This is a genomic window from Flavobacterium sp. AC267 (assembly GCF_979258715.1).
On the sequence record NZ_OZ409875.1, the window covers coordinates 1,050,214 to 1,076,269 of the forward strand.

The window sequence follows — 26,056 nt, forward strand, 5'->3', positions numbered from 1 at the left end:
TAAGGGTTTAGTTTTTATTTTAAAAATGAGTGAGCCGTTGTATCTTGGTTTTCTGTTCCGGCATCATCAAAAATGCGTAATTGTTTAATCCAATAAACGATTGCACATGCACAGATGATCATGAAAATCCAGTTAATCGTGTTTGCACCAAACCATGTAATTAATTCCAAACGACGTAAAAAGTCAAGAGGAGCAAACAAAATGTTAACGAATAAGTATTGTATTCCTTCAAAAAAAGCTGTCATAATTTTTTAAAATTATATGTTATTTATTGTTGTGTAATGCTTTGAAGATAAAATTCGGATAATCGAATCTTTTTTCAACTTGTTCGGTTTTTCATTTTAAACAAGTATTATCTTTACAATCACAAAAGTATAAAATATCCTTATGATAACAAGTGTTTTTAAAAAATCTACGCCATTAAATTATTCTTTGGTTGTAATTTTGATACTGGTTTTCTTTTTTACGTTTCAAATTAAAGACCCAACCTGGGTTACTTCTTATTTTTTGGCTTTCCAAAAAGTGAGTTTGTTATGCTTTATTCTGGCTTCTTTTTTTATGGTAAATTTTATCGTAAAAAAGAACGGACTCAGTAAAGACAATGGATACGCGATACTTTTCTATTTATTATTTCTTTTATTTTTCCCTACCATATTTAACAACACAAATGTTATTTATGCTAGTTTCTTTATATTATTAGCGCTTCGAAGATTAATTTCGTCGCAATCTTTAAAAGCATCAAAAGAAAAAATATTCGATGCCTCATTCTGGATTTTTGTAGCTTCTTTATTTCAATTTTGGAGTGTGCTTTTCCTATTATTGGTTTTTATATCAATCGTTTTTCACGTTTCAAGAGATTATAGAAACTGGGTTTTGCCATTTATTGCACTTTTAGCAGTAGCAATATTATTTTACATGACCTCTTTAATTTTTAATATCGATGTTGTCGCATTTTTTCAAGAAAGAGCGGTAATCGATTTTAGAATTGATTATTTTAAAAACAATTACGAAAACGGAGCACTTTCAATATATACTGCAGTATCTCTATTTTTTGTTACTTCGATGTTAATGACACTATCAAACAGACCACAAATTTTACATTCTTCGTACAAGAAAATTGTAGCCTGCTTTTTTATTGCGGCTTTGGTTTATATCGTTTCACCAGATAAAAGTAATGATCTATTATTATTCAGTATTGCACCATTGGCCATTATGGCAACAAGTCATGTAGAATATATGCAGCAAAAACTAAACAACGAAATTGTATTTTATGTACTAATTGTGTGTAGTTTATTTACTTTCTTTTCACAATTATAATTTACTTCCGTAAGCAAGATCGCCGGCATCACCAAGACCAGGAACAATGTAGTTTTTCTCATTTAGTTTTTCATCTAAAGAAGCAACCCATAAATGGCAGTTTTCGGGAAGATTTTTTTCTAAATGCGCAATTCCTTCTGGCGCGCCGATAACGACTACAATGTGAAATTCTGTTGGGGCGGCATTCTCAACCAATTTTTTATGAACAGCTACAATAGATTGTCCCGTTGCCAGCATCGGGTCAAGAAGTAAAACCGTTTTGTTATTTAAATCTGAAATCGCTTGATATTCAACTAAAATTTCAAATTCATCATCGTTATTTGGATGATGTCTGCAAGCCGAAACAAAGCTGTTTTCTGCATGGTCAAAATAATTTAAAAAGCCATTATGAAGCGGTAATCCAGCTCTTAAAATAGGGCACAAAACCAAATCACTTTCGATTTCAGTTGTTTTTTTAATGCCCAGCGGCGTTTGAATTTCAACATTTTTATAGGGTAAAATTTTGCTCAATTCGTACGCCATGATTTCTCCAATACGCTCAATATTTCTACGAAAGCGCATACTGTCATTCTGTACATTTACATTTCTAATTTGTCCTAGAAAATGATTTAATACGCTGTTATTCTCAGAGATATAATGAATTTTCATAATATTTTTTTAGCAGATCAATTGTTTTTTAAGAAGAATTGAAAAATTAGTGGTTTTTTTCAAAGTATAAAAGTATAAAAAGTATCTTTGTTTTATAAAAAAATAAAAACATGTTTTCAAAATTAGCATATTCTGTTTTCGAGCAAAGCATTAAAGATTATCATCAATTTGATAATGTTGACCAGCCGATTAATAATCCTTATCCAAAAGATAAGTTTGAACATTTATTATATTTAAAAAATTGGATTGATACAGTTCAATGGCATTTTGAAGATATTATTCGTGATCCGCAGATAGATCCTGTTGCGGCTTTAACGCTTAAAAGAAGAATTGACGCATCAAATCAGGAACGTACTGATATGGTAGAATATATCGATGGTTATTTTTTACAAAAATACAGTGATGTAAAAGTAAAAGATGGAGCAAAAATCAATTCAGAAAGTCCAGCTTGGGCATTTGACAGATTATCTATTTTAGCTTTAAAAATTTATCACATGAATGAAGAGGCTACTCGTGCAGAAGCTTCGCAAGAACATAGAGATAAATGTCAGGAAAAAATTAAACATCCTTTTGGAACAAAGAACAGATTTATCTACAGCAATTGAAGAATTATTGACAGATATTGAAAATGGAGATAAATTCATGAAAGTGTACAAACAAATGAAAATGTACAACGACGATGAATTGAACCCGGTTTTATATCAAAACAAAAAATAATTTGACAGAATTGTCTAATAAGATTAAGCATATAGCCGTCATGAGACTATCCGCAATGGGAGATGTCGCCATGACGGTTCCTGTTTTACGCGCTTTTGTAAAACAATATCCAACAGTAAAATTGACGGTTATTTCTCGTCCTTTTTTTAAACCTTTTTTTGACGGAATTCCGAATTTGGAATTTTTTGCTTTTGATGAAAAAGAAAGACACAAAGGATTTCCAGGACTTTTACGTTTATATAATGACGTAAAAAAACTCAAAATTGATGCTTTTGCAGATCTTCATAATGTATTACGTTCTAAAGTGGTGAGTTTACTTTTCGCTTTAAGCGGCAAAAAAAGAGCGACTGTTGACAAAGGAAGAGAAGGCAAAAAAGAATTAACAAGAGCTGAAAATAAGATTTTTAAACAACTGCCAACGATGTTCGAAAGACATGCAAAAGTGTTTGAAGAACTTGGTTTTCCTTTGAATTTGTCTAATCCTACATTTCCCGAAAAAGCAGTTTTAAGCGGTGAAATTTTAGAAATTATCGGAGAAGAAAATGCAAAGTTAATAGGAATTGCTCCATTCGCACAATATGATTCTAAGGTTTATCCGTTAGATTTAATGAAAGAAGTGATTGCGAAATTGGCAGAGAATTCGGCCTATAAAATTTTGCTTTTTGGCGGAGGAAAAAAAGAAATCGAAATTCTGGATTCTATTTCGCGACCTTATGAAAACATAATTAATATGGCTGGAAAAATCAAATTGCGACGAGGAATTACAACTTATAAGCAATCTCGATGTAATGCTTTCTATGGATTCTGGAAATGCACACATTGCTTTGCAATGCTCGGAGTTAAAGTTGTTACACTTTGGGGTGCAACACATCCTTATGCAGGGTTTCTGCCATTCAATCAAAATTTAGAAAATGCTCTGACTTCAGATAGAAATCAATATCCTCAACTGCCAACTTCTGTTTACGGAAATAAAATGGTAGAAGGATATGAAGATGCTATGAGAAGTATTTCTGCAGATGAAGTGGTGAAAAAGATTCTGGGATTAGTTTAAAAAATTTCAATAAAAAAATTCCAAATTCCAAACTTATAACTGGAATTTGGAATTTTTTATTTGAGATAATCTTTGTCAAAGTTTCAAACTTTGACAAAGATGAAAACATATTCCTAATTCAATCATAATTTGGAATTTGGAATTTTTTTATTGGAGTTTATTCTTATCCTAACCAAATCTTTTCATCTTTACATCGGTTATAAATATAATTTTTAAGATTTGAAATTGTAGCTTCATAATTGGGTGCTTCGTAACCAAAACGCTCGTGTTCCATTTTTTCCTTCTCAATGTCATTACACCCTTTTATAACTTCTTTCAGCATATCAAGCATTGCAAGTTCCTTATTGTAAGTTTTCTCAAATTTAAGCTCAACAATTTCATCCTGCAATTCCTCGCAATATTCTACAAGTTTTATGACTTCGGGTTCTTCTAAAAGATAGTCCTTACTTTTAAAAATTTCTCTTACGGATCTCATATTCAATTAAATTTCAATTTACATCTTTGTCAATTTTCAAACTTGACAAAGATCAAGGAATAAGGTAATTAAACAAAAAAAAATTCCAAATTCCAATTGAAAAGTTGGAATTTGGAATTTTTAATATTGTAATTTAAAGATTAAACGTCGTCGTAATCCACATAAATAGTATCTGATGTTGGATGTGCCTGGCATGTTAAAATCAAACCTTCTGCAATTTCGCTGTCAGTCAAAATAGAATTTTTCGTCATTTCTGCGCTTCCAGTTGTAACGCGTCCTAAACAGTCGCTGCAAATACCGCCTTGGCAAGAATACGGAGCATCAACTCCTTGTTTTAGAGCGAGCATCAAGAATGGTTTGTTTTTTAGACATTTCGAAAGTAGTCTCTTCGTCATCAACTAAAACCGTAATTTTAGTATGTCCTTCTTGAGAACCTTGAATTACGTGTTCTTCAGAAGAAGATGTAAAAAGCTCAAACTTAATAGCCGATTCTTTTACATTTTTTTCTTTTAAAATATCAGAAACCGTGTTGATCATTTCTTCTGGTCCGCACAAGAAAAATTTATCAAACTGAAGTTCTTTGTGTTTATTACTTAAAACAAAATTCACAGCAGATTTTTCAATTCTTCCAAACAAAGCATTTTCAGCTTTTGCCTGACTAAATACATAATGTACAAAAAATCTGCCTACATATTGCAATTGTAAATCATGAAGCTCCTGATAAAACATAGTATTTTCAGGAGTTTTATTTCCATAAACCAATACAAATGAACTTTTTGGCTCATTTTTTAAAACCGATTTGATTATAGAAAGAACAGGAGTAATTCCGCTTCCTGCAACAAAAGCCGCGTAGTTTTTTTGTCTTTCGGCATCTGGCTCAAAAGTAAATTTTCCTTCTGGCTGTCCCACTTCAAGAACATCTCCTTGTTTTAATATTGTATTGGCAAACTGAGAAAAAAGACCACTTTTTACCGCTTTAACAGCAATTCTTAATTCGCCGCTTTCAGGTGCAGAGCAAATAGAATAAGCACGTCTAATTTCTTGATTGTCAAGAGTTAGTTTTAAATTTATATATTGACCAGCGATAAATTTATAATCTGGTTTTAGTTCTTCGGGAACATTAAAAAGTATAGAAACCGCATCTGCAGTTTCGCGTTTTACTTCTTTAATTATAAGTTTTAAGAATGAAGGCATGTTAGAATTTTTATGCAAAAGTAGCAAACCACTATTAAATGATTGACACTAAATTATTTTTTTTAACTTTTTTTGTAACGTTTTCCTACATTTGATCTCTCACTACAAAGAAACTAAAACTATAAACCATGATTAAAAAGTTTATTTACCTCGAATGGAAAGCTTTCATTAGATCGGCATCGTTTGGTAAAAACCTGACAATGAAAATTATAATAGGATTTTTGATGATTTATTTTTCCTTAATTTTTATTGGAATGGGAGTAGGAGCATTTTATATCCTTAAGGATATGAAATTGGAACCATTAAGAACAGTTAACAGATTTCTAATATATTATTTTCTTTTTGATTTAATAGTTAGATTGCTCTTGCAGTCCATTCCTGTTTTAAATATTAAACCTTTATTGGTTCTTCCATTTAAGAAACCAACAATTGTTCATTTTTCTTTAGGCAAAACAGTATTGTCTTTTTTTAATTGGGTACACGCTTTATTTTTTATCCCGTTCTCGGTTGTATTGATTTTAAATGGCTACGATGTTGTCGAAATAGTGTTTTGGAATTTAGGAATTATGGCAATAATTTACATCAATAATTTTCTGAATATTATTTTAAGTAACATTGATAAATTATTTGTTGTATTTGTCGCGCTGATTATAGCTTTAGCGGGAGCTCAATATTATAAATTATTTGATGTAACAATATTTACGACTCCATTTTTTCAGGGTTTTTATGATATCGATGGTTTGTTTTTAATTCCAATTTTAGTTCTAGCCGGATTATACGCTTTTACCTTTAAGTATTTTAAAGCAAATTTATATCTGGACGCGGGACTTTCTGTAAAACAAGATATTGCGACTACAGAAAACTTTTCTTGGCTAAATCAGTTTGGAACTTTGGGAACATTTCTTAAAAATGATATTAAATTGATCAAAAGAAATAAAAGATCCAAAACAACCATTTTCATGAGTGTTCTCTTTTTATTTTATGGATTTATCTTTTTTGGAAACTCTCATCAGCCGGCGACTATGCAGATTTTTGCAGGAATATTTGTTTCAGGAGGATTTTTATTTGTCTTTGGTCAGTTTGTTCCAAGCTGGGATAGTTCTTATTATCAATTACTAATGACTCAAAATGTTCCGTATCGCGGTTACATTACTTCAAAATGGTGGCTTATTGTTATTGCGACTTTTATCTCTACAATTTTGGCTTCTTTTTATCTTTTATATGGTTGGGAGACTTATTTAACTATAGTTGTTGGAGCGATTTATAACATTGGAGTCAATTCACATTTAGTTCTTTTAGGCGGTGCATTTACCAAAACGCCAATTGATCTAAGTAACGCTGGAGGAGCTTTTGGAGATAAAAAAGCTTTTAATGTGAGTGCCATGCTTCTATCACTGCCAAAAATATTTTTACCGCTTTTGCTTTATTGGCTCGGACTTCATTTTGCAGATAAAACAGTTGCTTTAAGTCTTGTTGCCGGAGCCGGCGTTTTAGGATTTATCTTTAAAGAAAAAGTTTTTTCATTAATTGAAAAAAGATATAAAATAGAGAAGTACAGTACAATAAGTGCTTATAAGCAAAAGAATTAAATTAGAAAATGTGCCAATTTGATAGTGAGATAATTTATCAAATGGAAAACTAAAATCTATAAATAAGCAATAGATTTTTAATTTAAAATCAACAATCTAAAATCTAAAATTAATATGATACAAGTAAATCAACTTATCAAAAATTATAACGGAACAACAGTTTTAAATATTGAAAATCTTGAAATTCCAAAAGGGCAAAGTTTCGGATTAGTGGGAAATAATGGTGCTGGAAAAACGACCTTTTTCAGTCTGCTTTTAGATTTGATTCAGCCTTCAAAAGGAAATGTTATAAACAACAATATTCAGGTAAATACCAGCGAAAACTGGAAATCTTTTACAGGATCGTTTCTTGACGAAAGCTTTTTGATAGGATATTTAACACCAGAAGAATATTTTTATTTTATTGGAGATCTTCGCCATCAGAATAAAGCAGATGTTGATGCTTTATTGGCACAGCATGAAGAATTTTTCAATGGAGAAATTTTAAACAATAAAAAATATTTAAGAGATTTATCTAAAGGAAACCAGAAAAAAGTGGGTATAATTGCGACGCTTATAGGAAATCCAGAAGTAATCATTTTAGACGAACCTTTTGCAAATTTGGACCCGACAACTGTTAGCAGATTGAAAAAAATTATAAAAGAACTGGCTGATAATCCAAATGTAACTGTTTTGGTTTCAAGCCACGATTTGCGAGCATACGGTTGAAGTTTGCGACCGAATTGTGGCACTTAATAAAGGGGAAATTGTTAAAGATATTCAGACTTCAAAAGAGACCCTTCAGGAACTAGAATCGTTTTTTGCAGTATAAGTATTCCATATTACAAAAAGAAGCGTATTTTTACAAGTCAATATACTAAAATCAATTTTTAGTAGTTATCTGTTTTAAACTCTTTTCTATTGAAAAAGAATACTCTTAAATATAGTTTTACTTTCGTTTTTTTATTCTTTTTGATAGCTTGTTCTACCAAAAAAAATACTTTTTTGTCTAGAACATCGCACTCTGTTGGTACAAAATATAATATTTTATACAATGGAGGAATTGGTCTGGATAAAGGATTACAGTCTATTCAGGCAAATAATCAGGATAATTTTTGGAAATTACTGCCTATTGAAAAAATGCAGTTTGACGAAAATTTTTCTGAAGGGGAAAAAGCTAAAAATCCTGATTTTGAACGCGCTGAAACCAAGGCGACTAAAGCCATTCAGAAGCACTCCATGAATATTGGCGGGAGAGAAAGAAACTCACAAATTGACGAAGCTTATTTAATGCTTGGTAAAGCGAGATATTACGATCAGCGTTTTATTCCGGCGGTTGAGGCATTCAATTATATTTTGTACAAATATCCAAACAGTAGTAATATTTACACCGCTAAAATCTGGCGCGAAAAAACCAATATGCGTTTAGGAAACGACGCTATTGCTTTAAAAAATATTAAACTTTTACTTAAAAATACAGATTTAGACAAACAAACTTTTGCTGATGCGAATGCTCTTTTGGCGGAAGCTTTTTTAAATCTAGAACAAAAAGACAGCGCAGTTGCCAAATTGCGAATTGCAGAGCAGTTTACCAAAAAGAATGAAGAACGCGCTAGATACCGTTTTATCCTTGGTCAAATGTATCAGGAACAAGAAAAACGAGACAGTGCAATTTATTTTTATAATGCCGTAATCGACTTAAATCGAAAAGCAGATCGTAAATATATGATGCACGCTTATGCTAAAAAGGCACAGATGTTCGATTATGAAAAAGATAATGATACCATCTTTTTAAAAACATTTAATAAGCTAGTTACTGATCGTGAGAACCGTCCGTATTATGATGTTCTTTTTTATGAAATGGGTGTGTTTTATGATAAGAAAAAAGATCAGGAAAATGCTTTAAAATTTTATAATAAATCTTTAGGAAGAAAATCGAAAGACCCTTATTTAATGGCTTCTGCCTATAGAAACATTGGAAATATGTATTTTAAAAATACAAACTATACAATGGCACGCGAAGTATTATGACAGCACCTTGGTAAAACTCGATTCAAAAACAAGAGAATATGCTTTCATAGAAAAAAACAGAAAAAATCTTGATAATGTAATTAAATACGAGGCCGTAGCAAAACGTAACGATAGTATTATCATGGTATTCAATATGCCTCCGACAGAAAAAAAGGTTTATTTTGAAAATTATATTGCGGAGCTTAAAAAGAAAGACGAAGCCAAACGACTATTAGAAGAAAAAGAAAAAGAGCGTTTAGCCAATATTAATTTGAATTCGCAAGCAGAGGTTTCAGGAAGTGGCGCTGTTAACCCGCAATCTGTAGGGAAGCAATTAGATTCAGACGGTATCGGCATGCCAATGGGGACTAATGATAATGCAAGCACATTTTATTTTTATAACCCAACAACAGTTGCTTACGGCAAACTGCAGTTCAAAAAAATGTGGGGAACCAGAACATTGGGAGGTAACTGGAGATTGTCAGGAATAAAAGATGCGAATAGTGCCGCAATGAATGATACAATTAGTACTCAAGACGCCGCAAACGTTTTAAAAGATACAGTTGTGGCAGAAAAATATACTGTTGCATTTTATGTACAACAACTTCCTACTTCACAGCCAGCTATGGACAGTATTGGTAAGGAACGTAATTTTGCATATTATCAATTAGGACTTATATATAAGGAGAAGTTTAAAGAATATAATTTGGCCAGCGATAAATTGGAACAATTGTTACGCAACAATCCAGAAGAAAAACTGGTGCTCGCCATCCATGTACAATTTGTATAAAATTTATCAAATTACAAATCCGCAAAAAGCCGAAGCAATAAAAGCAGAGATTTCGTCTAAATATCCAGGGTCGAGATATGCTCAGATTTTAAATAACAAAGAAGACGATCCAAATTCTAGTCCAGACAAGGAATACCAAAAATGGTATAAACTGTTTGAGGAAGAAAAATTTGAAGAGGTATTAGCCAATATTGATAATTTGATAAATCAATATTCTGGTGATGATATTGTTTCGAAGTATGAATTATTAAAAGCCAATACTTTAGGTAAAGTAAATGGTTTGGAGGCATATAAAAAAGGTCTCGAAAATGTAGCAGATAATTATCCGAATAGTGAAGAGGGTAAAAATGCCAGAGAAATTCTGGAGAAACAAGTCCCTGCTTTAGAAAGATTAAACTTTACAACAGAAGATCACAAAAGCTGGAAAATTTTATATGCAGTTCCTAATAATGACACTAAAACGCTTAAACAAATTGAAGAAGCGATTAGAGTATTTTTATTAGTTGAAAATTTTGAACGATTGACAACTTCTTTTGATAAATACAATCGATCTGAAAGTTTTGTAATTATCCATGGTTTAAAATCTGAAGCTTACGCAAAAGATGTTGCGGGAGTTTTGAGAGATGACAAAAAATATAAAATTGCACATCCGGCAGTTATTATATCCAGTGATAATTACAAAGTGGTTCAAATTAAAAAGAACCTAGAAGCCTATTTGACCCCAAAAACCCCATAATAATGTTTGAAAAAGTAAAAAAAAGCAGCACAGAGCAATTAGGAAAAACGAATCGAATTGTAGAAGGAACATCAATAGTAGGAGACATAGTCTCAAAAGCCGATTTCAGATTAGACGGCGAACTAATTGGAAATTTCACTTCACAAGGAAAAATTGTAATAGGAGCCAAAGGATCAGTCAAAGGAGAAATTATTTGTAATAATGCAGACATTGAAGGAGAATTTCATGGAAAAATAAAAGTTCTTGAAATTCTTAATATTAAATCGACTGCTCAAATACATGGAGAAGTAGCAGTAGGAAAACTTTCTATAGAGCCTGGCGCTGACTTCACTGCAACCTGCACCATGCTGGCTCACTCCAATCAAGTAATAATGTTAGAAGATGGAAAAGGAACCGAATAATAATAGGAGAAATAAATGGCTTGCATTTATTAATATTCCTTTTCAAATGGGAGTTATTATTTTTCTGTTCTCTTACTTTGGAACTTGGCTTGACGAAAATCACCCAAGTCCCAAAGTATATTACAATACCATTTTTGTAATGCTTGGTGTTGGACTTGCATTATATAATGTAATTCGCCAGGTAAATGATATTAATAAGACAAAGTAGTTGTGAGTAAAAATAGCTTTGAGATAAAAGTTGCATCTTTGCGCAAAAATTATTTCAAATGCTTTTAAAAAATTACAAACCGGTATTTTATTTATTTTGTCTTACTTTGACTACTTATGTTTTTCACAAAGCAATTTTCTTTTTTTGCGAAATTAATATTCAAAACTTTCATTATAGTTTAGAATTACTGTATTTATTTTTCTTCGGAATATCGGCTTTATTATACCTTATATTATTAATAGTAAAAAAGAAGAATTTTGAAATCGTCGGAATGGCCTTTTTATTTGGAACTTTTACGCAAATGTTATTAGGATATTTAATTCTGCGACCAATCTTAAAAATTAAAACAGGAGAAAGCGATGTTGAAAAGATTAGTTTTTTTATAACATTTGTGCTGTTTTTGTTATTTCAAACGCTTTTAACTGTCCGATTATTAAATGAAAAGCGTTAAAATAACAATTCTTTAAAACAAGGTTTAAAAATAATTTTTCATATCCTTTTGAATATTAATAAAAAATGTACCTTTGCACCAAATTTTAGAAACGTAAAAAAATAAGATTTTCCACGATATGGTGATTTCAAACAAACCGCTCAGCTTTATTCTTGCCGCTTTTGTAGCTTCTCTACCAATTATGGGTTTTGCAAATCCAGAGAATGACTCAACGCATGTTCAAACTGAAACAGCTCATGAAGAGAAAGTAGTTTCGCATAATGCTCCTGAGGAAGGAGAGCACGGCGCTCTTGATCCAAAGGCAAAAGTGGATGCTTTTATTGATCACCACTTACAAGACTCTCACGACTTCGTATTCTTCTCAGATGAGAAAGAAAACAAACAATACGGTTTTTCATTACCGGTTATCCTTATTGATGGTGGATTGAAAATTTTCTCTTCTTCAAAATTACACCACGGTGAAACAGTTGCAGAGGTTGACGGAAACTTCTACAAATTAGTTCACGGTAAAATTTACAAAACAGATGCTTGCCGGCACAATTAACTTTAATGAGCACGGACATCCAGAAAATGAAAAACCATTAGATTTTTCTATTACAAAAAATGTAGTGTCAATGCTTTTCGTTTCAGTATTATTATTTATAATGTTTACTGGTTTAGCAAGATCATATAAAAAAGGACCAATCCCAACTGGATTTGGTAGAGTTTTAGAACCGCTTATTATCTTTATTAGAGACGAAATCGCTGTTCCTAATATTGGAGAGAAAAAATACCGTAAATACATGGGTTACCTATTAACTGTATTTTTCTTTGTTTGGTTGTTAAACTTATTAGGTATGACACCGCTAGGAATTAACGTTACAGGTAATATCGCTATTACAGTTTGTTTAGCAAGCATTTACTTTTATAATTACACAATTTAGTGCAAACAAAGATTATTGGGGACACATCTTCTGGATGCCAGGAGTACCAGTTCCAATGAAAATTATTTTAGCTCCAATTGAAGTTTTAGGAACATTAACAAAACCATTTGCATTATTAATTCGTTTGTATGCAAATATTACTGCAGGTCACGTAGTAATTATGAGTTTGATTGCTATGATTTTCGTAGGTAAAAATTTAGCGAGCAGATTTGCCAATCTCATTAGGTTTAACATTGTTTATCTCTGTTATTGAAATTTTAGTTGCATTTTTACAAGCTTTCATCTTTACAATGTTATCATCATTATTTATTGGTATGGCAGTTCAAGATCATGATCATGCTCACCACCACGAAGACGAAACAGCAATTATTTAATTTAGAAGTTTAATTTTATATATATAAATACTTATGGGAACAATTCCAACTTTAGTAGGTGCAGGTTTAGTAGTAATCGGTGCAGGTTTAGGTTTAGGTAAAATCGGTGGATCTGCTATGGACGCTATTGCTCGTCAACCAGAAGTCGCTGGTAAAATTCAAACTGCGATGATTATTATCGCGGCTTTATTAGAAGGTTTAGCATTTGTCGCTTTGATCTTAGGAAAAAACTAATAAAGAAAAAACTAACAACATCTTTAACGGTTGGTTAAAGGTGTTGTTACCTTTTAAAAAAAGAAATTAAATATTTTAATATAGTATAAAATGGATAAGTTAATTAACGATTTTTCATTCGGTTTATTCTTTTGGCAAGCTTTAATCTTGTTAGTATTAATTTTACTTTTGGTGAAATTTGCATGGAAACCAATTATGGAGTCTATCACTGCAAGAGAAGAAGGTATTAAAAATGCATTGCTTTCTGCTGAAAACGCAAAGAGAGAAATGGAAAATTTACAAGCTGACAATCAAAGAATTTTGAATGAAGCTCGTGCAGAACGTGACGCGATGCTAAAAGAAGCTCGTGAAATGAAAGAGAAAATGATTGCTGATTCTAAAAACGAAGCACAAGAAGCTGGTCAAAAAATGATCGAACAGGCTAAAGTCGCTATCGAAAGTGAAAAGAATGCTCGCAATGGCAGAATTGAAATCTCAAGTTTCAACTCTATCATTAAGTATTGCTGAGAAATTATTGAAAGAAGAATTATCTAACAAAGAATCTCAAACTAAATTAGTAGAGAAAATGTTAGGTGACGTAAAGTTAAACTAAGATTATGGCAAGTACAAGAGCAAGCAATTCGTTATGCAAAAGCAATTCTAGACTTAGCAAACTCTAAAGGTGTTGCCGAAGCTGTCAATAACGATATGAAATCAATTGCGTGCAGCAATTGAGACTAACCAAGAATTGAGTACCTTTATTCAAAACCCAACTACAAAAGTTGAAGTTAAAGAAAGTGCTCTTTTAGAAGTTTTTGCAGATGTAAATGGAGTAACAAAAGGATTATTTCATTTATTATTTGAAAACAAAAGATTTGAAATTCTTCATGCAATTGCATTAGGATACAATAAATTATTTGATGAAAGTAATGGTGTTGAAGTAGCTAAGGTTACAACAGCTATTCCGATGGACGTCGCTTTAGAAGCTAAAGTTTTAGCAAAAGTTGCAACTTTATCAGATAAAAAAATTACAATAGAAAATATAGTAGATCCTTCAATTATTGGTGGATTTATTTTGAGAATAGGAGATAATCAATACAACGCTTCTGTTGCAAATAGATTACAAGTATTAAAAAGAGAGTTAAGTAATTAGTTTTTATAACACAAAAAAGTGTCTAAATTATAAATTAAGATGGCGGAAATCAAACCTGCTGAAATTTCAGCAATATTAAGAAAGCAAGTAGAAGGTTTTGAATCTGGTGCTACGCTAGAGGAAGTAGGAACAGTACTTCAAGTTGGAGACGGTATTGCTCGTGTTTACGGGCTGTCTAATGTACAATATGGAGAGTTAGTAGAATTTGATAATGGTATGGAAGGTATCGTATTGAATCTTGAAGAGGATAATGTTGGGGTTGTACTTTTAGGAGCATCAACTGGACTTAAAGAAGGATCTACTGCAAAAAGAACTCAACGTATTGCTTCTCTTAAAGTAGGTGAGCAAATGGTAGGACGTGTTGTTAACACTCTTGGTTTTCCAATTGATGGAAAAGGACCAATTGGTGGAGATTTATACGAAATGCCTTTGGAAAGAAAAGCACCTGGTGTTATCTTCCGTCAGCCAGTAACTGAACCATTACAAACAGGAGTTAAAGCGGTTGATGCTATGATCCCAGTTGGTCGTGGACAACGTGAGCTTGTTATTGGTGACCGTCAAACAGGTAAATCAACTGTTTGTATCGATACAATCTTAAATCAAAAAGAATTTTACGATGCAGGAAAACCTGTATTCTGTATATATGTTGCAATTGGACAAAAAGCTTCAACTGTAGCAGGAATCGCTAAAATGTTAGAAGAAAAAGGAGCAATGGCTTATACAGTTATCGTTGCTCGCTAATGCTTCTGATCCAGCTCCAATGCAAGTTTATGCTCCATTCGCTGGTGCCGCAATTGGAGAATACTTTAGAGATTCTGGTCGTCCAGCTCTTATCGTTTATGATGATTTATCTAAACAAGCTGTTGCTTACCGTGAGGTTTCTCTTTTTATTAAGAAGACCACCGGGACGTGAGGCTTACCCTGGAGACGTTTTCTACTTACACTCTCGTTTATTAGAGCGTGCTTGTAAAGTAATCGCTGATGATGGTATCGCTAAAAACATGAACGATTTACCAGATTCTATCAAATCTATCGTAAAAGGTGGTGGTTCATTAACTGCTTTACCAATTATCGAAACTCAAGCTGGTGACGTTTCTGCATATATCCCAACAAACGTAATTTCGATTACAGATGGTCAGATTTTCCTTGATGGAGATTTGTTCAACTCTGGGGTTCGTCCTGCGATTAACGTAGGTATCTCTGTATCTCGTGTTGGAGGTAATGCTCAAATTAAATCTATGAAGAAAGTTTCTGGAACTTTAAAATTAGACCAAGCTCAATTCCGTGAATTAGAAGCTTTCGCTAAATTTGGTTCTGACTTAGATTCTGTTACTTTAAACGTAATTGAAAAAGGAAAAAGAAACGTTGAGATCTTGAAACAAGGTTTAAATGATCCTTATACTGTTGAAAACCAAGTAGCTATTATCTACGCTGGTTCTAAAAACTTACTAAGAAACGTTCCTGTAGAAAAAGTAAAAGAATTTGAAGCTGATTTCTTAGCTTACTTAAATAGTAAACATAAAGATACGCTTAACGCGTTGAAAGCTGGTAAATTAGATGACAGCATTACTGATGTTATCGAAAAAGCAGAAAAAGAAATCTCAGCAAAATATAACTAATAAGATAATAAGTCAATTAGATAATTAGAAAATGGCTTTAACCTTTTCTAATTATCTAATTTTCAAATTGTCAAATTTTCTAATTAATAGATGGCAAATTTAAAGGAAATCCGTAATAGAATTACTTCCGTTTCATCGACGATGCAGATTACATCGGCTATGAAAATGGTTTCTGCCGCAAAGCTGAAGAAAGCACAAGATGCAATCACTGCAATGCGTCCTTATGCCGAGAAATTAACGGAGTTACTGCAAGATCTTTCTGCTACACTTGAAGGTGAAGTAGGAGGAGATTACACGACTCAGCGTGAAGTAAAGAAAGTATTGCTTGTAGCTATAACTTCAAACAGAGGTTTATGTGGTGCATTCAATTCAAATATTATTAAAGAGATTAAAAATCGTACTGATTTTTATGCTGGAAAGCAAGTTGATGTTTTTGCTATTGGTAAAAAAGGAAATGATGCTTTAAGCAAAACTCATAAAGTTCACGGTCATCATAATGCAATTTTTGATCATTTAACGTTTGAAAATGTTGCTGGAATTGCAGATAATTTGACTGAGAAATTTTTATCTGGAGAATACGACAGAATTGAGTTAATTTACAATCAATTTAAAAATGCGACGAACTCAAATTGTTCAAACAGAACAGTTTTTACCGTTAGCGCCTATTAAATCTGATGTGGCAGTTTCTTCAGGAGATTATATTTTTGAACCTTCTAAAGAAGAAATTGTTTTGACTTTAATTCCTAAGTCTTTAAAAACACAATTGTATAAAGGTATCCGTGATTCATTTGCTTCTGAGCATGGAGCTCGTATGACTGCTATGCACAAAGCAACAGATAATGCAACTGAGTTAAGAAACCAATTGAAATTAACTTACAATAAAGCACGTCAGGTCTGCTATTACAAACGAGATTTTAGAGATCGTTGGTGGAGCAGAAGCTTTAAATGGATAGTTTACTCGATATTATATAAAGAAAAAGCCAGCATTTGCTGGCTTTTTCTTTTATGGATTTTTTTTCTTTTTTAAAAATAACTTTATAAAATGGTGATTCTCAAATTATTGATAAATTGAGAATCACTACCATTTTATAAAAAATTGACAGATAATTCTGCAGTGCTTTGTCTTTTATGGGAACAAACTAGCTTTATTAGTCCCAATGCTCTGTTTTTTTAAGGGTTACATTTCAGCAGAATCAATCCCTTGTGCTTTGTCTTTTATGGGAACAAACTAGCTTTATTAGTCCCAATGCTCTGTTTTTTTAGGGTTACAATACAGCAGAATCAATCCCTTATGCTTTGTCTTTTATGGGAACAAACAAGCTTTATTAGTCCCAGTGCTTCCTTTTTTATAAGGGTTGTATTTAGCTTTCTCAATCCCTGTGAAGCAAATTTAAGAAAACACTGTATAAAAAAAGTTACATAATTTTTAACTTAAATTTATATATTTCACATGTTAGTGTTCTGGTAATTATGTAAATGGCTCAAAAAAAATAATTAATTTTGAATTCTATTCTATTAAAATGACTCTACAAATACGCGAAATTACTACGATTGATGAGATGGTGGCTGAAATTGAAACCATCAGATTTTTGTATCCAAATATTACCTTAGAAAAATATAAATCATTTCTTTCTGAAATGATTCCACACAATTATACTCAGATTGGAGTTTTTGAAAATAACCTTTGTGTAGGAATTTCCGGTTGCTGGTCGGCAACAAAATTGTGGACGGGAAAATATCTCGAAATTGATAATTTTGTAGTTCATCCAGAATATCGATCTAAAGGAATTGGAAAAATGCTTACGGACTATATTGAGAAAAAAGCGATAGAATTAAATTGCAACGAGTATCGTTTTAGATGCGTTTACTGGAAATTTTGGCGCGCATCGCTTTTACTACAATCAAGGTTACGCTCCAAAAGGATTTCATTTTGTGAAAATTTTGGATGAAAAGAAAATGACGGTTTAAAAGAGTTAGAACTTTTCTTTATTGCATCAAACAAAAGCGCCATTAAACAAAAGAAATGGTTATTTTTGTCTTACAAACATTATTACAATTATATTTTGGGATTATATAAAAATCTATTCAAGCAAACAGCAATTTACGGACTGGCAACAGTTTTACCGCGAATGCTGAGTTTTTTATTAGTGAGGGTATATACAGGAATTTTACCTACCGCCGAATATGGCGAGGTTTCGATAGTATTGTCTTGGATGGTTTTCTTTAATGTAGTTCTTTCATACGGAATGGAAACTGCTTTTTTTAGATTTTACAGTGCCGAAGAAGACAAGAAAAATGTAATTGCTACTTCTACAATTTCAATTTTTTGGACATCAATTATCTTTCTGTTTGTTGCTTTAATTTTCAGGAATACACTGGCAAGTTTAGCCGAAGTAGATGTTCAGTATATTACCTATACAGTTTGGATTTTAGTATTAGATGCCTTGGTTTTAATTCCATTTTCTAAATTAAGGGCCAACCAAAGACCAATGGTTTATGCTGCTATTAAGATTGGAAATGTCGTAATAAACTTATTACTAAATATATTTTTCTTAATGTACCTGCCAAAGCTAGCTGAAGTAAATCCAGGTTCTGTGTGGGATAACTTATATGTAGAAAATTTCCAAATAGCTTATATCTTCATCGCTAATCTTTTGGCAAGTTTAGCAACATTTGTAGTGCTTTCGCCAAATTATCTTTCGCTTGGGCGAAAATTTGATCCAGAACTTTGGAGAAGAATGATGAAATACGGATTACCAATTTTGGTTGCCGGACTGGCTTTTGCTGTAAACGAGCATTTTGATAAAATCCTTTTAGGTTATTTACTTCCTGAAAATTTAGCAAAATCTGAAGTTGGCGCTTATTCTGCTTGTTATAAATTAGGATTATTTATGGTTCTTTTTGCAACAGCTTTTAGATTAGGAATCGAGCCTTTCTTTTTCAGCCATGCCAAAAATGAAAATGCACCGCAGACTTATGCCGTAATTACCAAATATTTTGTGATCTTGGGTTCGCTGATTCTATTAGGAGTTATCGTTTTTGCAGACGTTTTAAAATACTTATTGTTAGATAATAAATCCTATTGGGAAGCGATGAAAGTTGTGCCTCTGATTATTTTGGCAAATTTCTTTCTGGGGATTTACAACAACTTATCGGTTTGGTATAAACTAACAGACAAAACAAAAATTGGTGCTTACATTTCTATTGTGGGTGCTATTGTAACTTTGGTTTTAAATTATATTTTAATTCCAAAATACAGCTATTATGGTTCGGCAATTGCAACCATTTCGGCTTATGGAAGCATGATGCTTATTTCTTATGTTTTAGGAAATAAATATTATCCAATTCCGTACGACATGAACAAGATCGGTGCTTATTTAGGTGTTTCAATATTATTTTCGATAATTTCATTTTACGGATTCAGAGAAAAATATTATGTTGGAATTCCGCTTCTTTTAGTTTTTATGTATATGGTTTACCATTTTGAAAAAGCGACCATAAAAGGAATATTAAAGAGAAAATAAGCCATAGTTATAAATTTTATATTTAAAAATGAAAATACAAATTATCAATAAATCGCAAAGACGAATTACCAAATTACGAAACTATTGCTTCTGCAGGAATGGATTTGCGTGCCAATATTATAGAACCAATTACGTTAAAACCTTTAGAAAGAACGATCGTAAAAACAGGACTTTTTATTGAATTGCCAATTGGTTATGAAGCGCAGGTAAGACCAAGAAGTGGTTTAGCTGACAAAAAAAGGTGTAACAGTTTTAAATTCGCCAGGAACAGTTGATGCAGATTACAGAGGAGAAATAGGAGTAATTTTAGTAAATTTATCAAACGATGATTTTGTAATAGAAAACGGAGAGCGAATTGCGCAACTGATTATTGCAAAACATGAAAGAGCAGAATGGATTGAAGTTGAAACACTTTCTGAAACATCTAGAGGTGAAGGAGGCTTTGGAAGTACTGGAGTAAAATAGTTTTTGAATAAAAAAACACTTTAAAAAAGAAAGACCAAACCCAATGAAGATTTTTTTGATCTTCCATAAAATCAAATAAAGAATGAAAATAATTGTGCCAATGGCAGGCCGTGGATCAAGATTGAGGCCTCATACATTAACAGTACCAAAACCATTAATTCCTGTTGCAGGAAAATCTATTGTTCATCGTTTAGTTGAAGACATCGCTAAAATATTAAAACAACCTATTGAAGAAGTTGCATTTATTTTAGGTGATGAAGCTTTTTTTGGAGATGATGTTGTAAAAAGTTTAGAGGATTTAGCAGAAGGATTAGGAGCTAAAGCTTCAATTTATCGTCAGGATCAGCCTTTAGGAACTGGCCACGCCATTATGTGTGCCAAAGAATCTTTGTCTGGGCCAGCAGTAATTGCTTATGCAGATACTTTAATTAGAGCTGATTTTGAATTAGATCCAGAAGCCGATGCTGTTATTTGGGTAAAACAAGTTGAACAGCCAGAGGCTTTTGGTGTTGTAAAACTTAATCAAAATAATGAAATTGTAGAATTGGTTGAAAAACCAAAAGAATTCGTAAGTGACTTAGCGGTTATCGGAATTTATTATTTTAAAGAAGTTGGAGTTTTAAGAAATGAACTTCAAAGTGTTCTTGACAATAATATTCAAAACGGTGGAGAATATCAGATTAATGATGGTATCAAAGCCATGATGGCAAACGGTAAAGTTTTTAAAACTGGGAGCGTTGATGAATGGATGGATTGCGGAAACAAAGACGTTACTGTTGAAACCAATACTAGAATGTTAGGATTTCTTCACAATGATGGTGAGCATTTAGTTGATTATGATGTGAAACTGGAGAATTCTACAATTATTCCACCATGTTATATTGGAGAAAATGTAGTCTTGAAAAACACTACAATTGGACCAAATGTTTCTGTTGGAAAAGGATGTCATGTAACTGACAGTATAATTAAAAACAGTTTAATTCAAACCTATTCTCAAATTAAAAATGCTAACTTAGATAACGCAATGATAGGAAATCATGTTAGCTATGATGGTAAATTTACTAATGTAAGCATTGGAGATTACTCGGTTTTAGAATAAATAAAATACTAAAGTTTCGTTTTGGTTTAAAAATGTAATTTTTTAAAATGATTAAAAAAAGAGTTTTTACAATATTGTTTTTTGCTTTTTTCAGCACATCATTTTCGGTTTTTGCACAGACAGAACCCGAAGATATTGCTATGGCGACAGACGAATATCAAGACTCGTTTTATGAATCGTTGAAACAAAAAGGAATTGAAAATTACGATAAAGCTATTGTGTCATTGGAGAAATGTATCAAACTAAAACCCAATGATGCAGTGGCTTATTTTGAATTAGGAAAAAATTATCTGGCGCTTAAAGAATATCGAAATGCACAAGATACTTTTGAAAGAGCAACGCAGTTAGATCCTAAAAACAAATGGTTTTGGCTTGGAATTTACGACGTAAGTTACGAGACGAAAAACTATGCGCTGGCAATCGAAACCATAAAGAAAATAATTGTTTTTGACGAAGAGTATAAAGACGATTTGATTTCGTTATACATGATTACTAATCAGTCTGACTTAGCATTGACTGCAATAAATGAAATGAACGAGAAGTTTGGAAAATCTGCCGATCGTGAAATTTATAAATCGCAGATTTTATCTCAGGGCAAATATCAAAATGCAGAAATTGATAATTTGGTGCAAGAGATTAAAAAAGACCCAAAAGAAGAATCAAATTATGTGAATCTTATTTTTTTATATTCTAAGAATAATGAAAATGAGAAATCTCTTGAAGTTGCAAAACAATTAGCAAAAGAAATCCCAACTTCAGAATGGGCGCAGGTTAGTTTGTTTAAAAACTATTTGGATGCCAATCAAGCAGATAAAGCTATAAAATCAATGAATGTGATTTTGGCAAGTTCAAAAATTGATTCGAAGATTAAACACAGAACTTTAAATGAGTTTTTGATTTATGTAAATAAAAATCCGCAGTATGCTCCAGATTTAGAAAAGGCAATTGCTTATTTTGACAATGATAAAGATGTTGATGTCGCAAAAGAAATAGGGAAGTTCTATCACAGCAAAGGTCAATTTGAAAATGCAGTTAAATATTATGAAAAAGATTTAAGTGCGCATTCAGATACTGATCTTGAAACCAATATGTTACTTCTGGAAGCCTATTCGCAGACCAAACAATTTGAGCCAATGACAAAAAGAGCAATGATGCTGATTGAAGTTTATCCAAGTCAGGCGCAGTTTTATTACTTTGCAGGTTTAGGAAGTAATCAGCAAAAACAATTTAAAAATGCAAAAACCGTTCTTGAAATGGGTCTAGATTATGTAGTTGATGATACAAAGTTAGAAGCAAATTTTAATATTCAATTAGGAGAGGCATACAATGGATTGGGAGATGCCAAGAAAAAAGAGGAATACTTTTTGAAGGCAAATGAATTATTAAAGAAAAAAAGTAAAATAGAACTCAGATGAAAAAATATATAATAGTACTAATACTTTCTACTGCTGTAATTTCGTGTAAAACGAAAGCAGTTGCAGTACAAAGTAATACAAGCCAGACAATTGCACCAAAAGAAGATAAAAAAGTAATAGAAAAACATTACGATAATAAACTAGATTTTTCTACTTTATACATAAAAGCAAGTGCGAAATATGTTGATGAAAAACAAAGTCAAAATGTTACTGCCGAAATTAGAATCGAAAAAAGACAAACAGATTTTGATAAGCGTAAGGTTTTTAGGAATAACAATGGCTAAAGCTTTGATTACGCCGTCAGCAGTAAGCTATTACGAAAAAATAAATAGTACTTACTACGAAGGAGATTTTACAAGTTTAAGTAAATGGCTGGGAACAGATTTAGATTACAGTAAAGTTCAGAATTTACTGGTTGGAGAAGCTTTTGACGATTTAAGAAAAGGAAAATATACGCAGACAATCGTAGAAAACCTTTTTAGACTGGATGAAGAAAAAGATGCTAACTTGAAGAAAACCTTTTTCTTAGACGGTGAAAAATATTTAATTCAAAAAGAAGAGATTTCGCGACCTTCTGAAAACAGAACATTACAGATTGCTTATGCAGACAGTAAAGTTTTTAATCAGGGAACACTTCCAACAAGTATCGAAATAAATGCAGTACAGCCAAAAGGCAAAACAAGTATTAATTTGAATTATAATAATATTTCATTTAACGAAGAACTTTCTTTTCCATATAGCGTTCCAAGCGGTTATAAAAAAGTTACAATTAAGTAAATTTGCAAAATAAAAATAGAAACATGCCAAAATTTCTCCTAAGTCTAGTTTTAATTTGTGCCACTACATTTGTATGGGCGCAGGATTCGCAACGAAGAAAAACTGGAGCAGCGTAAAGCTCAAATTCAACAGGAAATTAGAGATAATGAAAAAATGTTGCAGTCTGTTCGAAAAAAAGAGAAATCTGCTGTGAATGAATATTTAATTCAGGCAAACAAAATCAAACTAAAAGAGAAATTAATTAATACTACAGCAAAGCAGGAAAAACTGCTTAGTAACGATATGTATATTAATCAGGTTCAGGTTAATAAACTTAAAAAAGAGCTAAAGGTTTTAAAAGAAGATTATGCCGAAATGATTTTAAAATCGTACAAAAGCCGATCCGAGCAAAGCCGTGCAATGTTTATATTATCTTCTGAAAGTTTCTTACAAGCTTATAAAAGAGCTCAGTATCTAAAACAATATACTGCTTTTAGAAAAAACCAAGGACTTGAAATTCAGTCAAAAACTGCTCAATTAGTTGATTTTAATGCGAAACTTGACGGACAAAGACAGGTTAAAAAGAAGATCATTGTCGAAAATCAAAAGGAAAAAGTTACTCTTGAAGAAGAGAAAAAAGAGCGACAAAAATTGGTTAATTTGCTTAAAAAAGATAAAAATAAAATTGCCGCAGATATTCGATCAAAACAAAGTGAATCAAAACGAATTGACAGACAAATTGATCGTTTAATTCGTGAAGCGATTGCAGAAGCAAATAGAAAAGCAATGCAGAAAGAGCAAAAGCAAACCCAGGTTCGAGTGAAGCAAAAGCACCTGTTTCTTCTTCTAAAATTGCATTAACACCAGAAGATAAAATCTTAGCGGCAGACTTTAAAGCCAACAGAGGAAGATTACCTTGGCCGGTAGAAAAAGGATTTATTTCTTTAGGATATGGAGATCAGCCGCATCCACTGCATCCGTCACTTACGGTTCACAACTCTGGAGTTGAAATTACAACCGAAGATGGAGCCAGCGCAAGATCAGTGTTTGCAGGAGAAGTTTCAAAAGTTATTGTTTTATCTCCAGTGAATAAAGCCGTCGTAATTCAGCATGGTGACTTTTTCACAGTTTACCAAAACTTAAGTTCTGTTTCGGTTAGCCAAGGCGACAAAGTAACAATTAAACAAAACATTGGAAGAGTTAGAACAAGTGGTGATACAGGAAAAACAATTATAAAATTCTTGATCCTTCAAAATACTTCAAATAATAATCCGGAAGGATGGTTGCAAAGCAGATAATTTAAAAATATTTTAATTTAATATAAATCCTTTTCACCAGATTAAGCTGGTGAAAAGGATTTGTTATTTTAATTACTTGCGTTATCAGGATTTTGTATTAATGCAGGATTAGAGTCCAGATCATATCTAGGAATTTTAAATAAGAAATTCTTAGAAGGAATAAATTGAAGCGGATTGTTAACATACATATTAATGCCATTATCATTTCCCCATTTTACATGATTTGCTACATTTTTGCCGATACGATTAGTTCGTAATTCATCGAAAAATAATACACCTTCACCAACAAATTCAAATCCTCGCTCTTTATAAACAGCATCTGCAAACTCTTCTTTGCCTAAACCAGGTGTCAGATCTGGTAAATTTGCTCTATTTCTTACTCTGTTTATATAAGTATAGGCAACTGCAGGGCCATTCATTTCGTTCTCTGCTTCTGCATAATCTAAGAGTACATCGGCATATCGAATTACATAAGAATTAGCCTGAGGTTTTTTTAATGAAGCTGAATTTTCTGTTCTGTCATAAAATTTAAGATTTCCTGGAGATGCAGTTTTCCATCCTTTTGATCCTGGGAAAAACCCTTTATCACCTGGAACAAATTCTATGGTTTGTATAATATGGCTTGGATTACCTTTTTCTGTGACGTTTACAGTTGTTAAAAAACTGCCTTCTTTTCGGGTATCATCATTGTTGTAAGAAAGATAATGCTGTATAGAAGGTCCAAATCTATGGTACATATAACAGCCAAGGGTAGTTTCGGTTATATTTACACCAAACATAACATGGTTATTATTGTACTCATTTTCAACAGCTCCGTACTGCATTTCAAATACAGATTCCGTTCCGTTTTTATTGTTCGTATTCCACCAAAACCATAAATCTTTAAAATTCGGCTGTAAATTATACTGCCCAGATTGAATCACTTTGGTACAGTAATCTTTTGATTTTTGGAAATATGTTCTATCTCCCGTCATACTTCCTCGTGTTAAGTACAAATCACCAAGTAAAGCTTGAGCAGACTCCTTTTGATGCTCTCCAGTTATTACCATTTTCATACCCTGATTTTTGAGGAAGATTTTCTTCGGCATATTCAAGGTCTGCAATGATATAGGCATAAGTTTCAACGGTTGACTTTCTTGGAATTGCTAAGTTTTTAAGTCCTTCTGTAAAAGTTTCAGGAATAGGAACTCCTCCATACATACGTACTAAATTGTAATAAGTGGTCAGCTCTTAGGAATCGGGCTTCAGCAAAGTACCTTTTTTTAAGATTTTCATCCATTTCAACATTTTCTCCTCTGCCAATTACCAAATTTGCTCTATTGATAATATTATAAGCATCATCCCAATTGGTAATTACCATTTTATCAGAATTATTCATGTCTGCCCATACATTCCAAAGCTGTACATCGTCTTTTGCATATGCAGGAGAACCAAACTCAGTTAGAACTTCCAAGTACATAATGTATTTATAATTGCCATTAAAACCATTTTGATAGCCATCATAAACACCAACTAAAGCCGTGTTTAGTTCGCTCGCATTTTTATAATAGTTTGCTGGCGATAAAAAAGTGAAAGGTTCTTCGGTTAGATCTGTACATTGAGAAAACAGCATTAATGCACAACCTGAAAAGATATATTTTAGGATTTTCAT

Annotated in this window: 19 protein-coding genes and 12 pseudogenes; 24 read left to right on the forward strand and 7 right to left on the reverse strand. The window is 32.2% G+C overall.

The annotated features are described in order from the left end of the window. Window positions 1-14: 14 nt before the first annotated feature. Complete coding sequence (locus ACZZ95_RS05530) at window positions 15-245, reverse strand: DUF6341 family protein (protein WP_029271378.1); 231 nt, start codon at window positions 243-245, stop codon at window positions 15-17. A gap of 142 nt (window positions 246-387) precedes the next feature. Here ACZZ95_RS05530 and ACZZ95_RS05535 point away from each other — a divergent pair, with 142 nt between their 5' ends. Beyond that, window positions 388-1,317: a DUF6427 family protein gene (locus tag ACZZ95_RS05535; protein ID WP_463468332.1), complete on the forward strand. Its 930-nt coding sequence runs from the start codon at window positions 388-390 to the stop codon at window positions 1,315-1,317. Here ACZZ95_RS05535 and upp read toward each other — a convergent pair. Continuing rightward, complete coding sequence (gene upp, locus ACZZ95_RS05540) at window positions 1,312-1,965, reverse strand: uracil phosphoribosyltransferase (protein WP_463468333.1); 654 nt, start codon at window positions 1,963-1,965, stop codon at window positions 1,312-1,314. The genes ACZZ95_RS05535 and upp overlap by 6 nt on opposite strands. Window positions 1,966-2,075: 110 nt before the next feature. On the opposite strand from upp, the pseudogene ACZZ95_RS05545 reads away from it, so the two are divergent. Continuing rightward, window positions 2,076-2,682 (forward strand): annotated as a pseudogene (locus ACZZ95_RS05545) (DUF4254 domain-containing protein). Window positions 2,683-2,722: 40 nt separating this feature from the next. Beyond that, complete coding sequence (locus ACZZ95_RS05550) at window positions 2,723-3,733, forward strand: glycosyltransferase family 9 protein (protein WP_463468334.1); 1,011 nt, start codon at window positions 2,723-2,725, stop codon at window positions 3,731-3,733. A 163-nt stretch (window positions 3,734-3,896) separates the two neighbouring features. Here the strand turns inward: ACZZ95_RS05550 and ACZZ95_RS05555 are convergent, their stop codons facing one another. Together ACZZ95_RS05555 and ACZZ95_RS05560 are read right to left on the reverse strand one after the other, a co-directional pair. Further along, complete coding sequence (locus ACZZ95_RS05555; RefSeq protein WP_095952819.1) at window positions 3,897-4,208, reverse strand: hypothetical protein; 312 nt, start codon at window positions 4,206-4,208, stop codon at window positions 3,897-3,899. A 140-nt stretch (window positions 4,209-4,348) separates the two neighbouring features. Next, window positions 4,349-5,402: pseudogene (locus ACZZ95_RS05560) on the reverse strand (2Fe-2S iron-sulfur cluster-binding protein). 128 nt (window positions 5,403-5,530) lie between these two features. On the opposite strand from ACZZ95_RS05560, the gene ACZZ95_RS05565 reads away from it, so the two are divergent. From ACZZ95_RS05565 to ACZZ95_RS05665, 21 genes and pseudogenes are all read left to right on the forward strand, one after another. After that, window positions 5,531-6,991, forward strand: a complete 1,461-nt coding sequence (locus ACZZ95_RS05565; protein ID WP_463468335.1) for a DUF5687 family protein — start codon at window positions 5,531-5,533, stop codon at window positions 6,989-6,991. 114 nt (window positions 6,992-7,105) lie between these two features. Next, a pseudogene (locus tag ACZZ95_RS05570) lies at window positions 7,106-7,802 on the forward strand (ABC transporter ATP-binding protein). 173 nt (window positions 7,803-7,975) lie between these two features. Continuing rightward, a complete protein-coding gene (porW, locus tag ACZZ95_RS05575) occupies window positions 7,976-9,001 on the forward strand; it encodes a type IX secretion system periplasmic lipoprotein PorW/SprE (protein ID WP_463468336.1) in 1,026 nt (341 codons plus the stop codon). Continuing rightward, window positions 8,946-9,770, forward strand: a complete 825-nt coding sequence (locus ACZZ95_RS05580) for a hypothetical protein (protein ID WP_463468337.1) — start codon at window positions 8,946-8,948, stop codon at window positions 9,768-9,770. Before porW ends, ACZZ95_RS05580 begins: the two co-directional genes overlap by 56 nt. Next, window positions 9,763-10,506, forward strand: a complete 744-nt coding sequence (locus ACZZ95_RS05585) for a hypothetical protein (RefSeq protein ID WP_463468338.1) — start codon at window positions 9,763-9,765, stop codon at window positions 10,504-10,506. The genes ACZZ95_RS05580 and ACZZ95_RS05585 overlap by 8 nt, the downstream gene beginning before the upstream one ends. 2 nt (window positions 10,507-10,508) lie before the next feature. Next, on the forward strand, window positions 10,509-10,907 hold the full coding sequence (locus ACZZ95_RS05590; RefSeq protein ID WP_463468339.1) for a bactofilin family protein: 399 nt from the start codon (window positions 10,509-10,511) through the stop codon (window positions 10,905-10,907). Next, window positions 10,888-11,115 (forward strand): AtpZ/AtpI family protein, encoded by a 228-nt coding sequence (locus ACZZ95_RS05595; RefSeq protein WP_095952813.1) that lies wholly within the window; start codon window positions 10,888-10,890, stop codon window positions 11,113-11,115. The genes ACZZ95_RS05590 and ACZZ95_RS05595 overlap by 20 nt, the downstream gene beginning before the upstream one ends. Before the next feature lie 58 nt (window positions 11,116-11,173). Further along, entirely contained in the window at window positions 11,174-11,566 is a 393-nt protein-coding gene (locus ACZZ95_RS05600) for a hypothetical protein (RefSeq protein ID WP_463468340.1), read from the forward strand. 118 nt (window positions 11,567-11,684) lie between these two features. Beyond that, window positions 11,685-12,863, forward strand: a pseudogene (gene atpB / locus ACZZ95_RS05605) (F0F1 ATP synthase subunit A). Between the two features lie 33 nt (window positions 12,864-12,896). Continuing rightward, window positions 12,897-13,097, forward strand: a complete 201-nt coding sequence (gene atpE, locus ACZZ95_RS05610) for an ATP synthase F0 subunit C (protein ID WP_463468341.1) — start codon at window positions 12,897-12,899, stop codon at window positions 13,095-13,097. 90 nt (window positions 13,098-13,187) lie between these two features. After that, a pseudogene (locus ACZZ95_RS05615) lies at window positions 13,188-13,689 on the forward strand (F0F1 ATP synthase subunit B). A gap of 4 nt (window positions 13,690-13,693) precedes the next feature. Beyond that, window positions 13,694-14,229: pseudogene (gene atpH / locus ACZZ95_RS05620) on the forward strand (ATP synthase F1 subunit delta). Window positions 14,230-14,268: 39 nt separating this feature from the next. Next, window positions 14,269-15,848 (forward strand): annotated as a pseudogene (gene atpA / locus ACZZ95_RS05625) (F0F1 ATP synthase subunit alpha). A gap of 90 nt (window positions 15,849-15,938) precedes the next feature. Further along, a pseudogene (atpG, locus tag ACZZ95_RS05630) lies at window positions 15,939-16,801 on the forward strand (ATP synthase F1 subunit gamma). 567 nt (window positions 16,802-17,368) lie between these two features. Next, window positions 17,369-17,816 (forward strand): annotated as a pseudogene (locus ACZZ95_RS05635) (GNAT family N-acetyltransferase). Window positions 17,817-17,911: 95 nt separating this feature from the next. After that, a complete protein-coding gene (locus ACZZ95_RS05640) occupies window positions 17,912-19,372 on the forward strand; it encodes a lipopolysaccharide biosynthesis protein (RefSeq protein ID WP_095952806.1) in 1,461 nt (486 codons plus the stop codon). Window positions 19,373-19,400: 28 nt separating this feature from the next. Beyond that, window positions 19,401-19,837 (forward strand): annotated as a pseudogene (gene dut, locus ACZZ95_RS05645) (dUTP diphosphatase). A gap of 82 nt (window positions 19,838-19,919) precedes the next feature. Continuing rightward, entirely contained in the window at window positions 19,920-20,936 is a 1,017-nt protein-coding gene (locus tag ACZZ95_RS05650) for a sugar phosphate nucleotidyltransferase (RefSeq protein WP_463468342.1), read from the forward strand. Window positions 20,937-20,983: 47 nt separating this feature from the next. Next, on the forward strand, window positions 20,984-22,351 hold the full coding sequence (locus ACZZ95_RS05655) for a tetratricopeptide repeat protein (RefSeq protein WP_463468343.1): 1,368 nt from the start codon (window positions 20,984-20,986) through the stop codon (window positions 22,349-22,351). Further along, window positions 22,348-23,128 (forward strand): annotated as a pseudogene (gene lolB1, locus ACZZ95_RS05660) (lipoprotein insertase outer membrane protein LolB1). The gene ACZZ95_RS05655 and the pseudogene lolB1 overlap by 4 nt, the downstream one beginning before the upstream one ends. Window positions 23,129-23,151: 23 nt before the next feature. Beyond that, window positions 23,152-24,405: pseudogene (locus ACZZ95_RS05665) on the forward strand (murein hydrolase activator EnvC family protein). 68 nt (window positions 24,406-24,473) lie between these two features. Here the strand turns inward: ACZZ95_RS05665 and ACZZ95_RS05670 are convergent. The 3 genes from ACZZ95_RS05670 to ACZZ95_RS05680 are packed head-to-tail and all read right to left on the reverse strand — an operon-like array spanning window position 24,474 to window position 26,056. After that, window positions 24,474-25,460: a RagB/SusD family nutrient uptake outer membrane protein gene (locus ACZZ95_RS05670; protein ID WP_463468344.1), complete on the reverse strand. Its 987-nt coding sequence runs from the start codon at window positions 25,458-25,460 to the stop codon at window positions 24,474-24,476. Then, window positions 25,402-25,605 carry a hypothetical protein gene (locus ACZZ95_RS05675; protein ID WP_463468345.1) on the reverse strand — a complete coding sequence of 68 codons (204 nt, stop codon included), beginning with the start codon at window positions 25,603-25,605 and terminating at the stop codon, window positions 25,402-25,404. Before ACZZ95_RS05675 ends, ACZZ95_RS05670 begins: the two co-directional genes overlap by 59 nt. Next, window positions 25,580-26,056 (reverse strand): hypothetical protein, encoded by a 477-nt coding sequence (locus ACZZ95_RS05680; RefSeq protein WP_463468346.1) that lies wholly within the window; start codon window positions 26,054-26,056, stop codon window positions 25,580-25,582. Before ACZZ95_RS05680 ends, ACZZ95_RS05675 begins: the two co-directional genes overlap by 26 nt.

Excerpts from the sequence above, each read along its gene's own strand:
- ACZZ95_RS05530 (WP_029271378.1), bottom strand. The coding sequence starts at position 245 with ATGACAGCTTTTTTTGAAGGAATACAATACTTATTCGTTAACATTTTG.
- ACZZ95_RS05535 (WP_463468332.1), top strand. The coding sequence starts at position 388 with ATGATAACAAGTGTTTTTAAAAAATCTACGCCATTAAATTATTCTTTG.
- upp (WP_463468333.1), bottom strand. The coding sequence starts at position 1,965 with ATGAAAATTCATTATATCTCTGAGAATAACAGCGTATTAAATCATTTT.
- ACZZ95_RS05550 (WP_463468334.1), top strand. The coding sequence starts at position 2,723 with ATGAGACTATCCGCAATGGGAGATGTCGCCATGACGGTTCCTGTTTTA.
- ACZZ95_RS05555 (WP_095952819.1), bottom strand. The coding sequence starts at position 4,208 with ATGAGATCCGTAAGAGAAATTTTTAAAAGTAAGGACTATCTTTTAGAA.
- ACZZ95_RS05565 (WP_463468335.1), top strand. The coding sequence starts at position 5,531 with ATGATTAAAAAGTTTATTTACCTCGAATGGAAAGCTTTCATTAGATCG.
- ACZZ95_RS05590 (WP_463468339.1), top strand. The coding sequence starts at position 10,509 with ATGTTTGAAAAAGTAAAAAAAAGCAGCACAGAGCAATTAGGAAAAACG.
- ACZZ95_RS05595 (WP_095952813.1), top strand. The coding sequence starts at position 10,888 with ATGGAAAAGGAACCGAATAATAATAGGAGAAATAAATGGCTTGCATTT.
- ACZZ95_RS05600 (WP_463468340.1), top strand. The coding sequence starts at position 11,174 with ATGCTTTTAAAAAATTACAAACCGGTATTTTATTTATTTTGTCTTACT.
- atpE (WP_463468341.1), top strand. The coding sequence starts at position 12,897 with ATGGGAACAATTCCAACTTTAGTAGGTGCAGGTTTAGTAGTAATCGGT.
- ACZZ95_RS05650 (WP_463468342.1), top strand. The coding sequence starts at position 19,920 with ATGAAAATAATTGTGCCAATGGCAGGCCGTGGATCAAGATTGAGGCCT.
- ACZZ95_RS05655 (WP_463468343.1), top strand. The coding sequence starts at position 20,984 with ATGATTAAAAAAAGAGTTTTTACAATATTGTTTTTTGCTTTTTTCAGC.
- ACZZ95_RS05670 (WP_463468344.1), bottom strand. The coding sequence starts at position 25,460 with ATGAAAATGGTAATAACTGGAGAGCATCAAAAGGAGTCTGCTCAAGCT.
- ACZZ95_RS05675 (WP_463468345.1), bottom strand. The coding sequence starts at position 25,605 with ATGTATGGAGGAGTTCCTATTCCTGAAACTTTTACAGAAGGACTTAAA.
- ACZZ95_RS05680 (WP_463468346.1), bottom strand. The coding sequence starts at position 26,056 with ATGAAAATCCTAAAATATATCTTTTCAGGTTGTGCATTAATGCTGTTT.